At 56.6% G+C, this 18,074-nt stretch carries 17 protein-coding genes; 14 read left to right on the top strand and 3 right to left on the bottom strand.

Annotated elements, in window-relative coordinates:
• Positions 1 to 35: 35 nt before the first annotated feature.
• From phnC to OEL83_04130, 12 genes are all read left to right on the top strand, one after another.
• Positions 36 to 857 carry a phosphonate ABC transporter ATP-binding protein gene (phnC, locus tag OEL83_04185; GenBank protein MDK9706230.1) on the top strand — a complete coding sequence of 274 codons (822 nt, stop codon included), beginning with the start codon at positions 36 to 38 and terminating at the stop codon, positions 855 to 857.
• Between the two features lie 90 nt (positions 858 to 947).
• Positions 948 to 1,844 (top strand): phosphonate ABC transporter substrate-binding protein, encoded by an 897-nt coding sequence (phnD, locus tag OEL83_04180; GenBank protein ID MDK9706229.1) that lies wholly within the window; start codon positions 948 to 950, stop codon positions 1,842 to 1,844.
• Positions 1,845 to 1,928: 84 nt separating this feature from the next.
• Positions 1,929 to 2,786, top strand: a complete 858-nt coding sequence (gene phnE / locus OEL83_04175) for a phosphonate ABC transporter, permease protein PhnE (GenBank protein ID MDK9706228.1) — start codon at positions 1,929 to 1,931, stop codon at positions 2,784 to 2,786.
• A 34-nt stretch (positions 2,787 to 2,820) separates the two neighbouring features.
• Positions 2,821 to 3,267 (top strand): GNAT family N-acetyltransferase, encoded by a 447-nt coding sequence (locus tag OEL83_04170; GenBank protein MDK9706227.1) that lies wholly within the window; start codon positions 2,821 to 2,823, stop codon positions 3,265 to 3,267.
• 12 nt (positions 3,268 to 3,279) lie between these two features.
• Complete coding sequence (locus OEL83_04165) at positions 3,280 to 3,705, top strand: phosphonate C-P lyase system protein PhnG (protein MDK9706226.1); 426 nt, start codon at positions 3,280 to 3,282, stop codon at positions 3,703 to 3,705.
• Positions 3,706 to 3,707: 2 nt separating this feature from the next.
• Positions 3,708 to 4,268, top strand: coding sequence for a phosphonate C-P lyase system protein PhnH (gene phnH / locus OEL83_04160; protein ID MDK9706225.1), 561 nt, complete (start codon positions 3,708 to 3,710; stop codon positions 4,266 to 4,268).
• 1 nt (position 4,269) lies between these two features.
• Positions 4,270 to 5,385, top strand: coding sequence for a carbon-phosphorus lyase complex subunit PhnI (locus OEL83_04155; GenBank protein ID MDK9706224.1), 1,116 nt, complete (start codon positions 4,270 to 4,272; stop codon positions 5,383 to 5,385).
• Complete coding sequence (locus OEL83_04150) at positions 5,372 to 6,268, top strand: alpha-D-ribose 1-methylphosphonate 5-phosphate C-P-lyase PhnJ (GenBank protein MDK9706223.1); 897 nt, start codon at positions 5,372 to 5,374, stop codon at positions 6,266 to 6,268. Before OEL83_04155 ends, OEL83_04150 begins: the two co-directional genes overlap by 14 nt.
• Complete coding sequence (locus OEL83_04145; protein MDK9706222.1) at positions 6,256 to 7,131, top strand: ATP-binding cassette domain-containing protein; 876 nt, start codon at positions 6,256 to 6,258, stop codon at positions 7,129 to 7,131. Before OEL83_04150 ends, OEL83_04145 begins: the two co-directional genes overlap by 13 nt.
• An 18-nt stretch (positions 7,132 to 7,149) precedes the next feature.
• Positions 7,150 to 7,827 carry a phosphonate C-P lyase system protein PhnL gene (gene phnL / locus OEL83_04140; GenBank protein MDK9706221.1) on the top strand — a complete coding sequence of 226 codons (678 nt, stop codon included), beginning with the start codon at positions 7,150 to 7,152 and terminating at the stop codon, positions 7,825 to 7,827.
• Between the two features lie 86 nt (positions 7,828 to 7,913).
• Complete coding sequence (gene phnM / locus OEL83_04135; protein MDK9706220.1) at positions 7,914 to 9,065, top strand: phosphonate metabolism protein PhnM; 1,152 nt, start codon at positions 7,914 to 7,916, stop codon at positions 9,063 to 9,065.
• Positions 9,059 to 10,015: a sugar phosphate isomerase/epimerase gene (locus OEL83_04130; GenBank protein ID MDK9706219.1), complete on the top strand. Its 957-nt coding sequence runs from the start codon at positions 9,059 to 9,061 to the stop codon at positions 10,013 to 10,015. The genes phnM and OEL83_04130 overlap by 7 nt, the downstream gene beginning before the upstream one ends.
• Here OEL83_04130 and OEL83_04125 read toward each other — a convergent pair.
• The gene (locus OEL83_04125) at positions 9,995 to 12,634 is read right to left on the bottom strand and encodes an ATP-binding protein (GenBank protein MDK9706218.1); all 2,640 of its coding nucleotides are present in this window, start codon (positions 12,632 to 12,634) and stop codon (positions 9,995 to 9,997) included. The genes OEL83_04130 and OEL83_04125 overlap by 21 nt on opposite strands.
• A gap of 14 nt (positions 12,635 to 12,648) precedes the next feature.
• The gene (locus OEL83_04120; GenBank protein ID MDK9706217.1) at positions 12,649 to 13,926 is read right to left on the bottom strand and encodes an extracellular solute-binding protein; all 1,278 of its coding nucleotides are present in this window, start codon (positions 13,924 to 13,926) and stop codon (positions 12,649 to 12,651) included.
• Here OEL83_04120 and OEL83_04115 point away from each other — a divergent pair.
• Positions 13,893 to 14,285 carry a hypothetical protein gene (locus OEL83_04115; protein MDK9706216.1) on the top strand — a complete coding sequence of 131 codons (393 nt, stop codon included), beginning with the start codon at positions 13,893 to 13,895 and terminating at the stop codon, positions 14,283 to 14,285. The genes OEL83_04120 and OEL83_04115 overlap by 34 nt on opposite strands.
• Before the next feature lie 52 nt (positions 14,286 to 14,337).
• Positions 14,338 to 14,763 (top strand): iron-sulfur cluster assembly scaffold protein, encoded by a 426-nt coding sequence (locus OEL83_04110; GenBank protein ID MDK9706215.1) that lies wholly within the window; start codon positions 14,338 to 14,340, stop codon positions 14,761 to 14,763.
• A 39-nt stretch (positions 14,764 to 14,802) separates the two neighbouring features.
• Here the strand turns inward: OEL83_04110 and OEL83_04105 are convergent, their stop codons facing one another.
• Positions 14,803 to 17,964: a PAS domain S-box protein gene (locus OEL83_04105; protein MDK9706214.1), complete on the bottom strand. Its 3,162-nt coding sequence runs from the start codon at positions 17,962 to 17,964 to the stop codon at positions 14,803 to 14,805.
• Positions 17,965 to 18,074 lie beyond the last annotated feature (110 nt).

The raw sequence follows: 18,074 nt of genomic DNA, 5'->3' as shown, positions 1-18,074 counted from the left end.
ATGCAACTTCAATTCACCAGCAGGGGGGCAAAGAAATGGGTCATATCAAAGCGGAAAATCTGACACTCGGATACAGCCGTAAAAAGATCATTCAGGGGATCGACCTGAGTATCAAAAAAGGCGAATTTCTCAGCATTATCGGACCTTCCGGTGTTGGCAAGTCGACATTTCTGATGGGCCTCAATGCCACCACTTCAATCATCGACGGACGCTTAAAGGTCCTTGGTAAAAATCTTGGGACAATTCGCCACCACGAACTCAAGGCACTCCGCGCCAAGATTGGGGTGATTTTCCAGGGTTTCAATCTGGTTCCACGGCTCAGCGTTTTTGACAATATCGCCAGCGGCATGCTGCACCGCAAACCCCTGGTTTCAGCTCTCTTCAAACACTACAGCCACCGCCAATACGAAGAAATCTACGAGTATATGAAAGTGGTCGGCATTGAGCAGGAGGCGCTCAGCCGCTGCGACCAGCTTTCCGGCGGCCAGAAACAGCGGGTGGCCATTGCCCGGGCCATCGCCCAACAACCGGAGATTATTCTTGCCGACGAGCCCATCTCTTCCCTTGATCCGGTAAGTGCCCGCAGTGTTATGGAAACCTTGAAAAACGCCAACGAGAAATACAGCATCACGGTTGTCTCCAATCTGCATCAGCTTGATTATGCAAAGGAATTTTGCAGCAGGGTGATCGGCTTGAATGGCGGACGGATCGTCTATGACGGCCCGCCGGATGGCCTGTGCGCTGCCACAGTTGCCCAGATTTATCAGAAAAATGATTCCGCGCTACCGACAAATGATTGTTTCTGCGTGCCCTACACCCGGTTGCCGCTTCAGGCTGCGGCAGCGGCGCACCCTTGATTTTGCAAGCCCCTTACCTCTCTTAAAGAAAAAATCCCGGTGGATTCTACGGTCTGTTGTGCAGTGGCACAAACAGATGGAACTTCAATCATGAGACAAACTAAAGGTGAAAAAATGAAGGAAAAACTTATCAACGCACTGATCAGCCTGGTCTTGACCCTCTGTCTTCCGGCAGGCAGCCTTGCGGCAGCAACCGATTGGCCGAAACAACTGAATCTCGGTTTGATCCCCACCGAGTCGTCCGACAATATTACCGAGCGCTTCGACAACCTTGCCAAGTACCTGGAAAAGAAACTCAACCTGGATATTAAGGTCCAGGTCGCAACCGACTATGCCGGTGTTATCACCGCCATGCAGTTCAAACATGTCGATGTCGCCTACTTCGGCCCGAAATCCTATGTCGAGGCAGCTGATCGCGCCGGTGCCGAGGCCCTGGTCATGGAGGTCGCCGAAGACGGTACCAAGGGCTATAAAGGCATCATCATCACCAAAAAAGACTCCCCCATCACCAACATGGAACAGGCCAAGGGCAAGGTCTGGGCCTTCACCGACCCCAATTCCACCAGCGGCACCTTGGTACCGACTGTCTATTTTGTCAAAACCATGAAGATCGATCCGGAGAAGTATTTCTCCAAGGTCATCTACTCGGGCAGCCACGAGGCCTCCATCCTGTCGATTAAGGCTGGCAAGGTTGATATTGCCTCGACCAACGACCTCGACCTCGCCCGCGGCAATGGCAAGCAATGGCAGACCGACAAGGATTTCCAGATCTTGTGGACCTCCGACCTGATTCCCGGCTCGCCCATGGCCTGCCGCAAGGATCTGCCTGATTCTCTGAAGAAGGCACTCAAGGAGGCATTTCTCTCCTACAACGACAAAGAGGGCCTGAAGAAATTGAAATTGCAGGGCTATACCGATGTCGACGATAAAACCTACAATCCCATCCGTGAGCAGATTGAGGTTAAGAAGCAACTGGCGAAAAAATAGGGAAATCCTGGCAGTCGGCACCCTCCGGTGCCGACTGTTTGCCTCCACCTGTGCCTGCAAGCGGCAGAAAGAAACTACCCGACTATGCATATAGATGAAATAAAGCGCCGGACCAATCCGTTCCATCCCTACAACATCATGGTCATCGGCCTTGGCCTGATTTTGCTATCATGGTGTTGGCGGGCAACGGATATGAGCGTTCCGCTGCTCGTAGACGGCTGGGGCAATATGTTCACCTACATTGCCGGCAATCCCGAGATCAAGGACAGCGGGTTTTTCCCTCCCAGCCTGCATACCGGCAGTTTGGTGAAATATCTGCTTTCGATGCTGGAAACTGTCCAGATGGCAGTACTGGCACTCATTCTTTCGGTGCTTATCGCCTTTCCTCTGTCGTTTTTTGCCTCCAGAAACACCCTCAATATTATCATCCCCGGCAACCGAGGTTCGGCCCTTCTTCTCAAAAACGGCATCTATGTCACGGTGCGGTTCTTCGCCAACCTCAGCCGGTCGATCAATGAGATTATCTGGGCCCTGCTTTTTGTCTCAGCGGTAGGTCTCGGCCCGATGCCCGGCATCCTGGCCCTTGGCATCCATACCTCGGGCGTATTGATCAAGCTCTTTTCCGAAGGTATCGAAACGGCGCAACAGGAGCCGATTGATGCCCTGACCGCCACCGGCGCCGGCTTTATCAAGGTGATCTGTTATGCGGTGGTACCGCAGATCACCCCCTTTTTCGTCTCCATGAGCCTGTACCGTCTGGAGTCGGACGTACGTTCAGCCACCATCCTCGGCTTTACCGGAGCCGGTGGGATAGGCTGTTTCCTTTTTGATAAATTGCGGAGTTATGAAAACCATGACGTCACCACCATCCTCATCATCATTGTTATCACGGTCGCCATCATTGACCGTATCAGTGCCGCCGTCAGATCCCGCTATACCTGATGCGGTTCCGGCAGACCCTGCAGAGGAATCTCCCATGAATATCACCTTGCGCGAGGCAACCGACGTCGACCTGCCGGCAATACTCTCTTTGTACGGCCAGCTCGGCCAAGACGACGGAACGGTGCTCAGTCAGGAGCAGGCCATGGCCATCTTCAATCGCTTGAAGAGCTATCCCGATTACCGGATACACGTGGCCCTGGCCGACGACAAAATCGTTGGGACCTTTGCCATGCTGGTCATGGATAATCTCGCCCACAGGGGTGCCCGGTCGGCGATCCTTGAGGATGTCGTGGTGGAGGAAGGACTGCGCGGACAGGGTATTGGACGCACCATGATGGCCTACGCCGCCGCTCTCTGCCGGGAAAGAGGATGTTATAAAATGGTTCTCAACAGCAATCGCCATCGAGTTGACGCCCACCGTTTTTACGAAGCGCTGGGCTATGAACGGCATGGCTATAGCTTTGCCATACACCAATATTGAGGTGGAAACAATATGATAAATACTGATTTAACGGCGGTGATCGACACCATGGAGGAAGAAAAGGTTGAACAGCTGCTGCAGCTCTTTGCCGATGTCGATCTGACGATCAGCACTCCCCCACACACCGGGCTTATGATGCTGGCGGTTCATGACAGCTTTGCAACCGCCTTTTACCCGGGTGAGATCCTGGTAACTGAGGCTCGCGTTATATTTCGCGGCTATGAAGGCTTCGGCATGGTTCTCGGAGAAGCCCCTCGCCGGGCCCTGGCACGAGCTGCGGCTGACGCTGTTTGCCACGCCCCTGAAAGCACACTCATTCAGAACAGCGTGCGCACCTTTCTAGCGAAAGAAGCAGGGCTCCAGAAAACGAGACAGCTGGAGAATGCCGCCCTGGTAGCCGCCACAAAGGTACAATTTGATCTCATGCCGGGAGCCTAACCATGGAATCAAACAGCATCATCCGCGATCATATCACCTTTAGGACCTTCCTTGCCGCCATGAGTCATCCCGGCAAGGTTTACCGTCTCCCGGAATTCGCCAACGAAGAGACCGCCGTCGTCGAGCTTCTTCGTTGCCTCCTCGACAATGAGGTGGGGGTCGCGGTTATCGGTGATTCGGCCCTGGAAACCGACCTTGTTCGTCACACCGCCTGCAGAGTAGTGCCATGCCAGGAAGCCGATTTTATTATCATCGGCAATTTTGCCGACACTGCGGATTTGACCGCCTGCAAAACCGGCAGTTTGGAATACCCGGATAGTGGAGCAACCATTCTCTATCTGGTTGATGGGCTTTCCGAGGGCGACGGCGGGATTTTTTTAACGGGTCCGGGAATCGCCGGCAAAATTTCACTGCGGATAAGCGGGCTCGCTGCCGGCGAATTAGCCCGGCTGCGCGATCTGAACAGTGCTTTTCCCCTCGGCGTCGATGCCATGTTTTTTGTCCGGCGGCGGAATGGACGAATTGCCTGCATCCCCCGCTCGTCGCAGATAGGAGTCTATTGATATGGGTTATGTCGCGGTTAAAGGTGGTAATGAGGCTATTGAAGAGTCCTGCCGACTCTTTGCGTACGAACGGACCAAGGGTGCATCGCCGCCCCTTTTGGTTGACCAGATCCGGGAACAACTCTATCTGGCCGTCGATCGGGTCATGAGCGAGGGAGGGCTGTACGCACCGGAGCTGGCGGCTCTGGCCCTCAAACAGACGGCCGGTGATACCTTCGAGGCATCCTTTGTGCTGCGCGCCTTTCGGGCCACCCAGCAGCGGCTTGGCTATTCACTCCCGACCGGCACCGAAAACATGCGGATAATCCGCAGAATTTCTTCGGCATTTAAAGATATTCCCGGTGGCCAAATACTCGGCGCCACCAGTGATTACACCCTGCGAATCATCGATTTCGACCTGCTGAGCGATGACGAGGCGCGGCGAAGCGCCTTCCGGGAACGGATCTTCCGCCACCTGCCTCTTGACGTCGAGATCCCGCAGACCTTTCCCAAGGTGATCAGCATCCTGCGGCGGGAAGGTTTATTGGCGGATATTCCGGCACCAAGTCCGCAGGAAGAAGCAATTGCTGACATAACCCGCCAGCCCCTCACCTTTCCCGCGCCGCGCAGTGCATCCCTGCAGGCCCTGGCTCGGGGCGAGACCGGCGGCATGCTCGCCCTTGCCTATTCAAGTATGCGCGGTTACGGCAATATTCATCCGACTCTCGGCGAATTGCGGGTCGGCTATCTACCGCTGACCACCCGCCATCCAGTTAGCGGCGAGCCCTATGTTATCGGCGAGGTGAAGGTCACCGAGGCCGAGGTGCTGGCCCGGATGGAGGGTGAGGACGGCATGCCGATGTTCAGTCTCGGCTACGGACTCTGTTTCGGCCAAAACGAGATCAAGGCGATTTCCATGGCCATCCTTGATCGCTGCACCCGCACCAAAACCCCGAAAAGTCCGGCTGAGGATCAGGAATTCGTCCTCTACCATACCGACGGCATTGAGGCGATGGGCTTTTGCAATCACTGGAAACTCCCCCACTACGTCGACTTCCTCTCCGATCTCGATCGTCTCAGAAAAACCGAGGATCTGGCCCGCGCCAAGGGCAAGGAGGATACCAATGCCGCTGCATGAATGGCCGAAAAGAAATGACGGGCAGGACAACGGCTCGGAGCACCGGGTCGGATATCCCTTTGGTTTTATGGACGAGGGTGCCAAGAAGGAGATACGCCGCGCCATCCTCAAGGCCGTCGCGATTCCAGGCTATCAAGTCCCCTATGGTTCGCGGGAAATGCCCATTGCCAGGGGTTGGGGAACGGGAGGCCTGCAGATTACCCTTGCCGTCATTCAACCGGACGATATCCTCAAGGTCATCGACCAGGGCTGTGACGGCAGCGTCAACGCCGTCAATATCAAGAAATTTGTCGCCAAGGTCGCGGGAGTGACGGTGACCACCGATACCGCCGAGGCCACCATCATCCAGACCCGGCACCGCATCCCGGAGGAGCCTATGACCGAGGAGCAGATCCTGGTTTTGCAGGTTCCGTATCCGGAGGCGCTGCGTGAGGTGGAACCTTCGGAAATGGAGACCCGGCGGATGCACGCCGAGGCCGATTACAGCCGGATGTGGCTGTATCTGTATGAAGATATCGTCCGCTATGGCGAAATCACCATCAGCTACCGCTATCCGGTGACGGTGAACGGCCGCTATATCACCGACCCCAGCCCCATTCCCCGCTGGGACGTGCCGAAACTGCACATGGCCGATACCCTTTTTCTCTTCGGGGCCGGTCGGGAGAAACGGATTTATGCCATTCCACCCCATACCGCCGTGGTTCCCCTGGAGTTTGAAGACCATCCGTTTAGAACCGAGAACTTTGCCGGCAAGTCGTGTGCCCGCTGCGGCGCCACCGATAGCTTTCTCGATGAGGTCATCGATAACACCGAGGGAACCCGCAGTTATTTTTGTTCCGATTCCGGATATTGCGATAAAAGGAGAGAACAATGCAACCGTTGATTCGCATTCGGGGTCTGACCAAACGCTTCGGTACGGGTTGCCGCCGATGCCTTGCGGCAACCGGCCCGGAACATGACACCAATCTCTGCCCCCACTGCGGCTCAGTGCTTGCTTGCAACGACGTATCCTTCGATCTCTTTCCGGGCGAAGCACTGGGGGTGGTTGGTGAGAGCGGTTCCGGCAAGAGCACCCTGGTCCGCCTCCTGCATTTTGAATGGGAGGCCAGCCGCGGGAGCATGGAGGTACACCGCTCCACGATGGGCCCTCAGCCGGTGGCGGAGTTGTTCCCCGAAGACGGCGACTACAGCAGAAACCTCCTGCAGCTCAGCCACTTTCAAAAGAGGCAGCTGAGAAATGCCCTGATGGGCATTGTCTACCAGAATCCGCACCTGGGCCTCCGCATGGCGGTCAGCTCCGGCGGCAATATTGCCGAGCGGCTCCTCGGCGCCGGGTGGCGAAACATCGCCAGGATGCGCCAGAGAGCCTCGGAACTCCTGGAAAAAACCGAAATCCCCATACAGAGAATGGATGAGCCGCCGGCCAACTTCAGCGGTGGCATGCAGCAACGGGTGCAGATCGCCAAGGCCCTGTCGAACAATCCGCTGATCCTCTTCCTCGATGAGGTCACAACCGGTCTTGACCTCTCCGTCCAGGCCCGGGTCCTCGATCTCATCAGAAATCTGCGCAGCGAATTCAATCTGTCGATGCTCGTCGTCTCCCATGACCTTGGCGTCATTAATCTTTTGTGTCAACGGACCATGGTGATGAAGGCAGGCCATATCGTCGAAAACGGCCTGACCGACCAAATTCTCCAGGACCCGCAGCATCGCTATACCCAACTTCTCGTGGCCTCCCAATTATAGAAGAGAAAAGGAGCTTCAGTGATTACCGTAGAAAACCTGGGAAAAACCTTCACCCTGCACATACTTGGCGACAAAAAGATCACGGCCTGCCGCGATGTCTCCTTCCACGTCCCGCCGGGAGGCTTTCTTGGCCTTGCCGGACCGAGTGGGGCAGGCAAGAGTACGGTGCTGAAGTGCATGTACCGCACCTACCTCGCCAGCAGCGGTGCAATCCGCTACCAATCCGCGGCCCACGGCATGGTTGATCTCGCCACCTTGCCGGACCAGGCGGTAATCGATATTCGCTACCGGGAAATGGGCTATGTCAGCCAGTTTCTAAAAGTCATCCCCCGGGTTTCCGCCCTCGATGTGGTCATGGAACCGATTCTCAGCCGCAACGGCGTCAGCCGCGAGGCTGCCCGTGAGCGGGCAACCACTCTCCTTGAACGCTTGCGTATTCCTGCCCACCTCTTTGATGCCTATCCGGCAACCTTCAGTGGTGGCGAACAACAGCGGGTCAATATCGCCCGGGCGGTGAGCTGGCAGCCACGTCTGCTCCTGCTGGATGAGCCGACCGCCTCCCTGGACCGGGACTCGGTGGGAATCGTCCTGGATATTCTCAGAGAATTGCGGGAGGAGGGCACAACGATGATCGGGATCTTCCATGATGCAGGGCTTCTGCAATCGGTGACCGATTCGGTTGTTCACATCAGCTGACCAGAAAAGTCTATGAAGGTCACTATTTTAAAATACATATAATACTGAATACTTATATATTTTTGACTATTGATCGAGGAGATGACATGCAGGACAGTTTTGTAATCGTCAATGCCCAGGTGGTTACCCCGGATGGGATCAGGGAAAATGCCTCGTTGCAGGTTGAAGATGGCCGAATTGCCAGGATTGGCGAGGGAAAACTCAAAGGCGGACGGGAGATTGACGGGGCCGGCAACTTCCTTTTTCCCGGGTTTGTCGATATGCATTCCGATGCCATTGAAAAGGGCATTGAACCCCGCCCCAACACCTTTTTCCCGGTGGATATCGCCGTCTTTGAGCTGGACAAGAAAATTGCCGCCTGCGGCATAACCACCATGTACCACTCGCTTTCCTTTGCCGAACTTGAGGTGGGCCTTCGCAACAACAATACCGCGGCAAGGATCATTAGAGAGATCAACAAGCTCCGGCAGAAACTCAAGGTAAACACCAAGATTCATGCCCGTTTCGAGATCACCGATCTCGGGGCGGTACCCTATCTTCAGGAGTTGATTGGCGACGAACAGATCAATCTTTTCTCCTTTATGGACCACTCGCCCGGCCAGGGCCAGTTCCGCGACATCCTGTCGTTTAAGAACTACTATGGCCCGGTGTACGCCAAGACCGATTCGGAGATGGACCAGATCATAGAACGCAAACTCGAAGCGAAAAAGAACCATGCCTCGGCGGTAATCGCCGACCTGATCGACATCTGCCGGCAGCACGGCATCGCCATCGCCTCCCACGACGACGACTCCCGGGAGAAAATAACCTGGCTGAAGGAGATGAACATCGGCATGACTGAATTTCCGGTAAATATCGAGACGGTTCGTACTGCCCGGGAACTGGGGGTCAGTGTTTGCCTCGGTTCCCCCAATGTCCTCCGCGGCCAGTCACAGGCCAAGAATCTCAGTGCCCGCGAGGCGATCAGCTCGGGATTCGGTGATATTCTCTGTTCTGACTACTCGCCGATGACCATGCTCCACGCCGTAGCAACCTTAACCAAGCTGGAAATCCTGCCGTTGCACGAGGCGATCAAGATGGTCAGCCTCAATCCGGCCCGGGCAGTCGGTATCGCCGATGAGACAGGGTCGCTTGCCGTCGGCAAGGCGGCGGACATGGTACTGGTCGATCATTCCGACGATTTCCCGAGAGTACTCAAAACCTTTGTCGCCGGCCGGGAGGTCTTTGCCACATGTTAGAGATAGGCAGTAATATCAATGAAGTGCGCGTTGACGGCAGTTTAAAGGCCTTGCAGCGCGACCTCCTTGCCTTCCAGGAATTTGGCTTGACCGCAGCGGAGATATCGATACACGGTGTCGACGCGGTACGCAACGGCCGCCTGGATCACCGGCGAACCTCCGAGATCCAAAAGATTCTTGCCGACTTCCCCTTTGCCTACAGCACCCATGCGCCCAACCCGTTAAATCTCATGAACGCCGCCCACCCCGATATGCACAGGGACGTACTCCAGGCTTCCCTGGAATTCACTGCGGCAATCGGAGCCCGGTGCATGGTGTACCACCCCGGCCGCTTTCTGCCGGAGGAACAATTTGCCAGCAAAGGCCCTTTACCCCTCACACCTCTCCAGCAAGAGCCTCTCCTGCGCCATGAGGCGGAATTGCTGGGGGAAGCAGCCGATGGCTTTCCCGGAACCATCATTGCCATGGAGAACGCCCGCCCCTACCTGCACCATTCGCCCTACTGTTATGCGGAGATTCCCCATATGCTGGCCTTTCAGGTCAAGCAGATTAACCGCAGCAATGTGCGGATTACCCTCGACTTCGGCCACCTGCATCTGTCGACAAAATTCTATAATCTCGACATGATAAGCGAGGTACGAAGCATTGCACCACACATCGCCCATTGCCATGTCCACGATAATTTCGGCCATTCGGTTTATGCCACTGAAAAAATCCAGACCCACCAGCTCCCTTTTGGCAAAGGCGATTCCCATATGCCGGTCGGTTGGGGCAACATCCCCTTCAGCCCGCTTTTTAGAGAATTTATTAGAAATTACAATGGATTGCTGATTTGTGAGCTACGCAGCCGGTATTTTGAACAAACCGGGGTAGCGGCAAGAAATCTTCTGTCCATAATCGAATCATTAGAGGATCACAGCCAATTGCGATCAGGCAAGGGATCTATTTAAGGCGTTTTCGATGGCCTGTCGCAATTCCGACAGCACAAAGGGTTTGGCCACTGCGGCACTGAAGCCATAGTCGCGGTATGAGGCCATGACCGGGTCATTGGAATAGCCGCTGGCAACGATAACCGGCAGCGCTGGGTCAAGGTCGTGCAGTTGGCGCATCGCCTCCATGCCGCCCATGCCGCCGGGGATAGTCAGGTCGACAATCACCAGGCCGACCGGTGCATCACTCCCCTGGCGGGCGGCAACCAGCGCCACCGCTTCACCTCCCTCAGCAGCAAAGAGCACCTCGTGGCCAAGAGAACGCAGCATTACCCCAATGACCTCACGGACCATTTGCTCATCGTCCATGACCAACACCCGCCGCGGGCCGGCTATCGATGGCGGCTTGGTCGCTGGTTTATCCTCGGCAGCCCCATCGGCCGCGGGAAGATAGATGGCAAATTCCGTGCCCTGGCCGGGTGTCGAATGAACGAAGATATGGCCGTTATGCTTGTTGACGATGGCCAGGGTAATCGCCAGACCGAGGCCGCTGCCCTCCTGCTTGGTGGTAAAATAGGGATCGAAGATCTTATCGAGGAGGTGTTGCGGAATACCGATACCGGTATCGCCAATGGTGATTTTCACATAGCGTTTATCCGGATCAACCACGGCATTCTGCACTCTCCCAGCCTCAATGTTTTCGCAGCTGATGCGCACCACGCCGCCATTCGGCATGGCGTGGCGGGCGTTGATAACGATATTCTGGATGACCTGGCTGATCTGGCCACGATCAACCATTGCCGGCCACAGGTCACCTGGGATGTCGTTGTGGCAAGAGACGTTGCTGCCATGAAGGACAAAGCCCGCCGAATCCTCAATGATCTCGCGAAGTGATGTCGACTCGCGGATCGGCTCGCCACCCTTGGCGAAGGTGAGCAGCTGCTGGGTCAGATCCTTGGCGCGCAATGACGCCTTCTCCGCCGCAACCAGCAAACGATGGGTCTCTTTGCCCAATGCCTCATCCTGCAGCGACAGGTTGAGATTGCCCAGGATAGCGGTGAGTATATTATTGAAATCGTGGGCAATACCTCCAGCGAGGATGCCGGTTGATTCGAGTTTTTTGAGTTTCAGCCCCTCTTCCTCGGCACGGATCCGTTCGGTCGCGTCCTGCACTAAAGACAGGGCACCCATCACTGCGCCGGAACGGTCATAAATCGGGGTGTTAAACCAATCGCACTGAATAGTCTCGCCATTCTTTCGAAGATTGATATTGCTGCTGCGCACCCCCGCCGGCGAGCCGATCAGTTTCGTCCAGATCTTGTCAAGGTGCACGTGCATTTCAGCCGGCATTACCGCCGTTGCCGGCAGCCCGATCGCCTCTCCGGCGCGATACCCAAAAATACGCTCCGCCATCTTGTTCCAGCGGACAACGCGAAAGCTGTTGTCCCAGACAATGACGCCCAAGGGCGACTGGTCGATGATCATCCGCAGCTGCTCCTCGCCTATCCGCAGCTTGTGCTCGATATCGCGCCGCTCTTCGACCTCTCGCTGCAGGGCCTGCGTCCGCTCCGCCACCTGCTCCTCAAGACGATCACGGTAGCGGAGGATCTCATCGAAACTGGTGCGCAGCTTTTCGATCATCTGGTTGAAGATCCGCCCCAGACTGCCGACCTCGTCCCGCGAAACGATATCAACCGTGGTCGCGAGGTTGCCGCCGAGGATCTCCTGGGCGGATATCTTCAGCTGTTCAATCGGTTTGGTGATACGGTCGGCGAGGATAAGGGCGGCCAGCACCGCGACGAGCAGGGCGAGCAGCGAGGCGGCGACGGCAATAGTCTTGAGACGGGCGATTTCCCGTTCGCCGTACTGGCGTTCCCGAGCAAGAAAACTCTGCAGCTCTTCCGTCAAGTCCCGGCCGCTGCGGTAGAGCTGCTGATATTCCCCGGCGAGGTCCTCCTGTTCCCGCAGATAGTTGGTGAACACCGTGCGGTAGGTAGCAGCGGCCTTGACGATGCGGAACAGTTTAAGGCGCAGCGCCCGGTCCTCAGTATCCTGCATGATCTCTTTCGCCAGCCGCTCCAAGGCAGTTACTCCCTCAACCACCTGTGCCGCCTTCCCTGCTCCAAGAGTCAGCAGATAATCCCTTTCCACCAGCAGCACCTGGCCGGTCTGGGTGAGGAGGCTGGTTCCACCGACCTCCCCTTGTTCGGCGAGTTGACTGCTTGCCGCAAACAGATGCGCGGCCTCAACACTCACCCGGCTTTTGGCCGTTTCCAGCTCTACCGTTTTCACCGAAAAGCGGCGAAATTCTTCTCGGTAGTCGACCAGACCATCGGTGGGGGCCTTCTCTCTGGTGACCCCTTCCCTGACAAATCGTTCCGTTTCCTGGACAAAGCGCCCGGTCAAGTCCTCCAGGAGCTCCGAGGTGGTAATTGCATGCTGCATCTTCTGGGTGATGATGAACTGAAACTGCTCGTGGCCTATGGCATAGAGTGATTTATAGACATCGAGACTGAAGGTGGTGATGGCCTTCTGCCGCATCATGGCGGTGTCCATGCTCCACCAGACCACCAGGAGAATGGCAACCATGATTGCGACAACACTGCCAAAGGCAAAACCGAGTTTGTTGCGAAAAGACATGTCGACCCCTTGTCTCAGCGAACGGGTCGCAGCTTTTCCACCTCGGCCTGCAGATGACGGAGGATTTCGAGGTATTGATCGGGAAAGGCGATAAGCTCGCTAAGGCTGTCCAGCCCTTTTCCGGCAATCGCCGGCTTGGTGGCCAGGTCGTAATTGAAGGCCCACTCCGGTGCCGAGACCATTTCCGCCCGGATGCGCCGTTTCAGGGGCGAGTAGATATCCTCCGGCACCTGACTGTTCGGGGAGAAGGCGCCGGACCCGAGGCTGAATTTAGTCTGCGGCTCCACCTCGGCGAAGTACCCCAGCAGGCTTTTGGCAAATTGGTGTTCACCGGCAACCTTGGTGACGACGATACCATCCACCGGGCCAAGGGCGACCTTGGCCACCCCTTTATCCATCTCCGGAAAGGCAAAGAAATCAAAACCGATTTCCTCGGCCAGGCCGCAGTCGGCAGCGGTCAGGGCGGGAATGGCCCAGGTGCCCATGAGGGTCATTGCCGCCTGGCCGGTACACACCATTTTGGTGGCATCCGGCCAGTCGATGTCGTTGGCGTCGGCGTTGAAGTATCCCTTGGCCAAAAGACCGCCCAGTGTGGCGAAGGCCTCCTCGACCTCGTGATTGAGATAGGAGGCCCCACCGGCCATGAGCCGCTGCCGATATTCCGCTCCGGATCGGCGTAGCAGGAGGTAGTCAAACCAGAACTGTGCCGGCCAGCCCTCTTTCGCCCCGAGGGCGAAGGGTGTCACGCCTTTTTCCTGAAGAGTAGCGGCAAGTTGCAGCAATTCCTGCCAGGTAGCCGGGGCGCTTAGCCGGTATCGCTTGAAAAGCTGGGCATTGTAAAAGAAGACGACAAAATGTTGCGTTATTGGCAGGAGATAGCGTTTGCCGTTATAGCTGGTGGCCTTGTCGGTCACGGCGGTGGTGAAGCGTTGCCCAAGCTCCGCCTGCAGCCACAGATCGTCGAGCGGCACCAGTTTATCGTTATCCACCAGTTCCTGGGTCTTGGCCCCTGCCCAATAACTGAAGAGTTCCGGAGGATTACCCCGTGCCATGGTGGCATGGATCATACTCTTGAAGGCCTCGTGATCAAGGCCCTGGGCGTGCACCTGCCGGTCCTGCCGACCGGCGTTAACGGTGGCTATCATCTCGCTCAGCCCGCCGCTCAAGGCCCCGGAAAAATAGTGGAAGAGGGTGATCGTTGCCGGAGGAGGATCCGTCGTCATGGCCAAAAGTGGTAAGGCCGCGAGGAGCAACAGCGATGTCAGCAATAAACGGATACTACGCAGATTCATTTTCAACCTCTCAACAAATTCACCGGCAACCGGGCAGCCTCGCCAAGGAAACTAACCTGGACAAAGAGACGCAGGGACACAACAGCACGAGCAAGTCAATGGTAGCAAAAACCCCCACCGGAAAAAAGGCCGCTTTGCATTTCTCGCCAGAAAGAAAGGGTGCAACCGGGCCAGGATCGGACCAGACAGGGCAGTCCGGTGAAAACCCGGCAAATAGCGAGGGACGATTACCAGTTGATTTAAAACTGGAAATTGCCTTGGCTCGGCGGTATCTTCGGCCTTGCCGAATCGTTTCTTACGATGGGCTAACGGCACGGGAGAAAACAACAAAAAAATACAAAGTGCCCGACAGGAGTTAAAACCCAGCCCGACTCTTGCCGTTGCATGCAACCACAACCCGGCATCACACTTATGGAACATGACAATTTCCCTGCAGATCAGGTTCATTCCGATCGTTTCCTTGATATGGCCTCCAGGACCAATCGCTTCGGAAGCCTGAAAAGCCCGGACGGCTATGGTAAACGAGTCAGTGACTGCGGTGATACTATTGAACTCTTTCTGTCGGTACGGGGCGGACAGATCCAGATGGTCTGCTTTCAAATCCAGGGGTGCATAAACACCAATGCCTGTGCCAATACCTTGTCCTACCTCGCCGAAGGCCGAAGCATTGCCGACAGCTGGCAGATTTCACCGCAAGATGTAATTACCTACCTGCAGACTTTACCTCCCGGCCACGACCACTGCGCCGAACTGGTCGTCGGCGCCTTTTACCACGCCTTGAACGACTACACGGCCCGAAGCCGCGAAGCCTGGAAAAATGCCTACAAAAAATGGTGACGAAAGCCAGCAAACAACGGATTCGCGCGACCTAAGGGCTCAGGAGAGGAACTGCCCCAGGGCCTGGCGGACCTTGCCGGCCAGGTCATTTTTCGAAAAGGGCTTTTGAATGAAATTGACCCCGTCGTCCAGCACCCCATGAAGGGTTATGACGTTGGCGGTGTAACCCGACATAAAAAGGCATTGCATCCCCGGCCACTTTTTCCCCAAAGCCTCCGCCAGGTCCCGGCCGTTCATCTCCGGCATGATGACGTCGGTGAGCAGGAGATCAATCCGGCCGGTGTGCTCGCCGGCCAGGCGAAGGGCCTCTCCCGGAGTCCCCACCGGCAGCACGGTGTAGCCGAGCAGCTCAAGCATGATGGTGACCATCTTCAGGATCGTCGACTCATCCTCTACCAGGAGAATGGTCTCGTCACCCCGCAGTGCGTCTTCGGCCCCTTCAACTACAGGCAGCTGCCTGATTTCACCATGATATTTCGGAAGATAGATGGTAAAGGCCGTTCCCTGGCCCGGCTCGCTGGCGACATTGATGAAGCCCCCGTTCTGCTTGACGGCGCCGTACACCGTGGCCAGGCCCAGACCGGTCCCCTCCCCCACCTCCTTGGTGGTAAAGAACGGTTCGAAGATATGGACGAGAACAATCTCATCCATGCCGCTGCCGTTGTCACTGACGGTAAGCCGGACATACTCGCCACTTACAAAGCCCGAATGACCGGCACAATACTCCTCATCGAAGGTGCTGTTTCCGGTCTCGACGATAATATTTCCGCCCCCGGTAATGGCATCCCGGGCATTGACGCAGAGATTGGCGAGGATCTGGTCAATCTGGGAAGGGTCGATTTTTACTGGCCAGAGGCCGGACCCCGGCAACCACATGAGGTTGATATCTTCACCGATCAGCCGCCGTAACATTTTCAGCATGCCCTCGACGGTCTCGTTGAGATCAAGGATCTTGGGCGCCACCGTCTGTTTCCGGGCAAAGGCCAGGAGCTGCCGGGTTATTTCCGCCGAACGCTGGGCTGCCCGGCGAATCTCCTGGAGATCGCTGAGCAAGGGACTCGGCTCTTTCACCTGTTCCATGGCCAGTTCGGTATGACCGAGAATCACCCCAAGCATATTATTGAAATCATGGGCAACACCACCGGCAAGCTGACCGACTGCCTCCATTTTTTGCGATTGATGGAGCTGGGCCTGCAGCTTGACCATCTCCTCCTCGGAACGCTTGTGCTCGGTGACGTCGCGAGAGAAACTGGCGATCTGGATGACCTGTCCCTGGCCATCCATCACCGGGTGCAGACGGATGCTGTAATGCCTGCCGTTACGCACCTCCTCATAGTGAACCAATCGTTTCTCCGCGAGGATCCGGGAAACCGCCTCCCTGCGGGAAGCTGCCGCCTCGGCCGGCAGAAAGCCAAACAAGTTTTTGCCGAGCATGGCAGCCGGGGCTATATTACGCCGCCGGGCCGCGTTTTCATTGAGATCGAGAATAGTGCCATCCGGCTCGATTAAAATGACCGAATCGGAGGTGGCGTCGAAAAGGGCCTTGAACCGGGCCACGGTTTCTCGCAGCACTTTCTCCGTCGCCTTTCGTTCGGTGATATCGCGAAACTCGGTGACCCGCACGGTGCGGCCTTTGTACGGCGTCGACTTGCCGCGAATAGTGAGCGGATAGCATGTGCCGTCTTTGCGCAGGCCCTCGACATCATAGGGTTGGTCGTGACCGCGGCGGATATTCTGCCGGACAAGATCACGCCACAGGGGGGCAATGAGCTTCAACCCGTCCATACCGATCAGCTCATCCATGGTATAGCCGGTCTGCTCACAAAAGCCCTGGTTACAGTCGAGAATGACTCCCTGGTCGTGGATGACAATGCCGCCGAACGAGGCATTGTGCAGGGCCCGGAACCGCCCCTCGCTTTCCCGCAGCTTCTCCTCGGCCATTTTGCGCTCGGTAACGTCGCGGATGATCCCCACCGTGTGCCAGCCGGTTTGCAGGTGGAGGGCGGAAAGGGCCAGCTCAACGGCGATTTCATGGCCGTCTTTGTGGCGGGCCTCAAGCTCCAGGGTGACATCGATGGCACCGCCTTTGCCGGTATGCTTGAATCCGGCAAAACCCGCCTTATGGGCGGCATGATACCGCTCGGGGGCGATGAGCCGGTGCAGGTCGGTGCCGATAACCTCCTGCCGCCGGTAGCCGAAGATCCGCTCGGCGGCGGGATTCCAAAAGGTGATGCTGCCGTCGGGATCCATGAGGAGGATGGCATCGTGGGCGGAGTCGGTAATGGCGCGCAAACTGGCTTCACTTGCCCGCAGGGCCTCCTCATTTTTGCGGCGTTTGGTGATATCGGTGAATATGCAGGCAAATTGCCCGGACATCGGCTGGAAGGCGGTTACCTCGAAAAACCGCTCGATGGCCGCCGCCGCATTCTCGAAGTGGACCGATTCACCGGAAAGCGCCACCCGGCCGTAGGTCTCGATCCAGTGCGGCTCGGTTTCCGGCATGACCTCGAGAACCGTCCGACCGACCAGGTCCGCCCTCTTCAGGCCGGTTATCTTTTCGAAGGCCGGATTGACGTCAAGAAAGCGGTAATCCACCGGTTTCCCCGCCGCATTGCAGATGATCTCGTGCAGGGCGAAGCCGTTGAGCATCTCCCGGAACAGGGTCTGATAATTCTGCTCCGCCAGCCGCTGGGCACTGATATCGTCAAAGGTAACGTACACCTGAAAGGGCTTTGCATCGCCGGGCTGAAAAAGAGGGGTAGCATTGACGGAGATCCAGGTATGCTGTTTCCGCCGCGCATTCATCACCGCAAATACCTTCCGATGCACCGGTTTGCCCGTCCGCAGGGCTACCATCGAAGGGTGTTCGCTGCCCGGCAGTTCACTGCCGTCTTCGCGCACGGTCTTCCAGTCGGGATCAAGGGATGTCTTGCCAAGCATCTGGTCAAGCGACAGCCCCAAAATCCGCTCGGCCGCCGGATTGGCGGAGATAATCCGGCCATCCGCCGCCTGATAAACCACCCCCTGGCTCATGGTCTCAAAGAGATTGCGGTATTTCCCCTCGCCCTTTTGCAGCTCTGCGTTGCGGATTTCTAGCTGTCGCGTATACTCCTGCAGTTCCTCGATCTTTCGCCTGATTTCTGCCGATGACAAGGATTCCAGATTGTCAAATGACAGATTGGACGAATCAAAGTGATTCATTGCCAGCCTCCTGTGCTGGACCAATTTTTCCCCATGTCTACACAATTGCCGCAGGGACAGCTGGGTATCGATCGCTTGCGGCAAGAGATCCCGCAACTCTCTGTGTCCAT

The sequence above is a fragment of the Desulforhopalus sp. genome, assembly GCA_030247675.1.
GTDB lineage: Bacteria > Desulfobacterota > Desulfobulbia > Desulfobulbales > Desulfocapsaceae > Desulforhopalus_A.
This window is presented reverse-complemented; position numbering and strand designations above follow the sequence as displayed.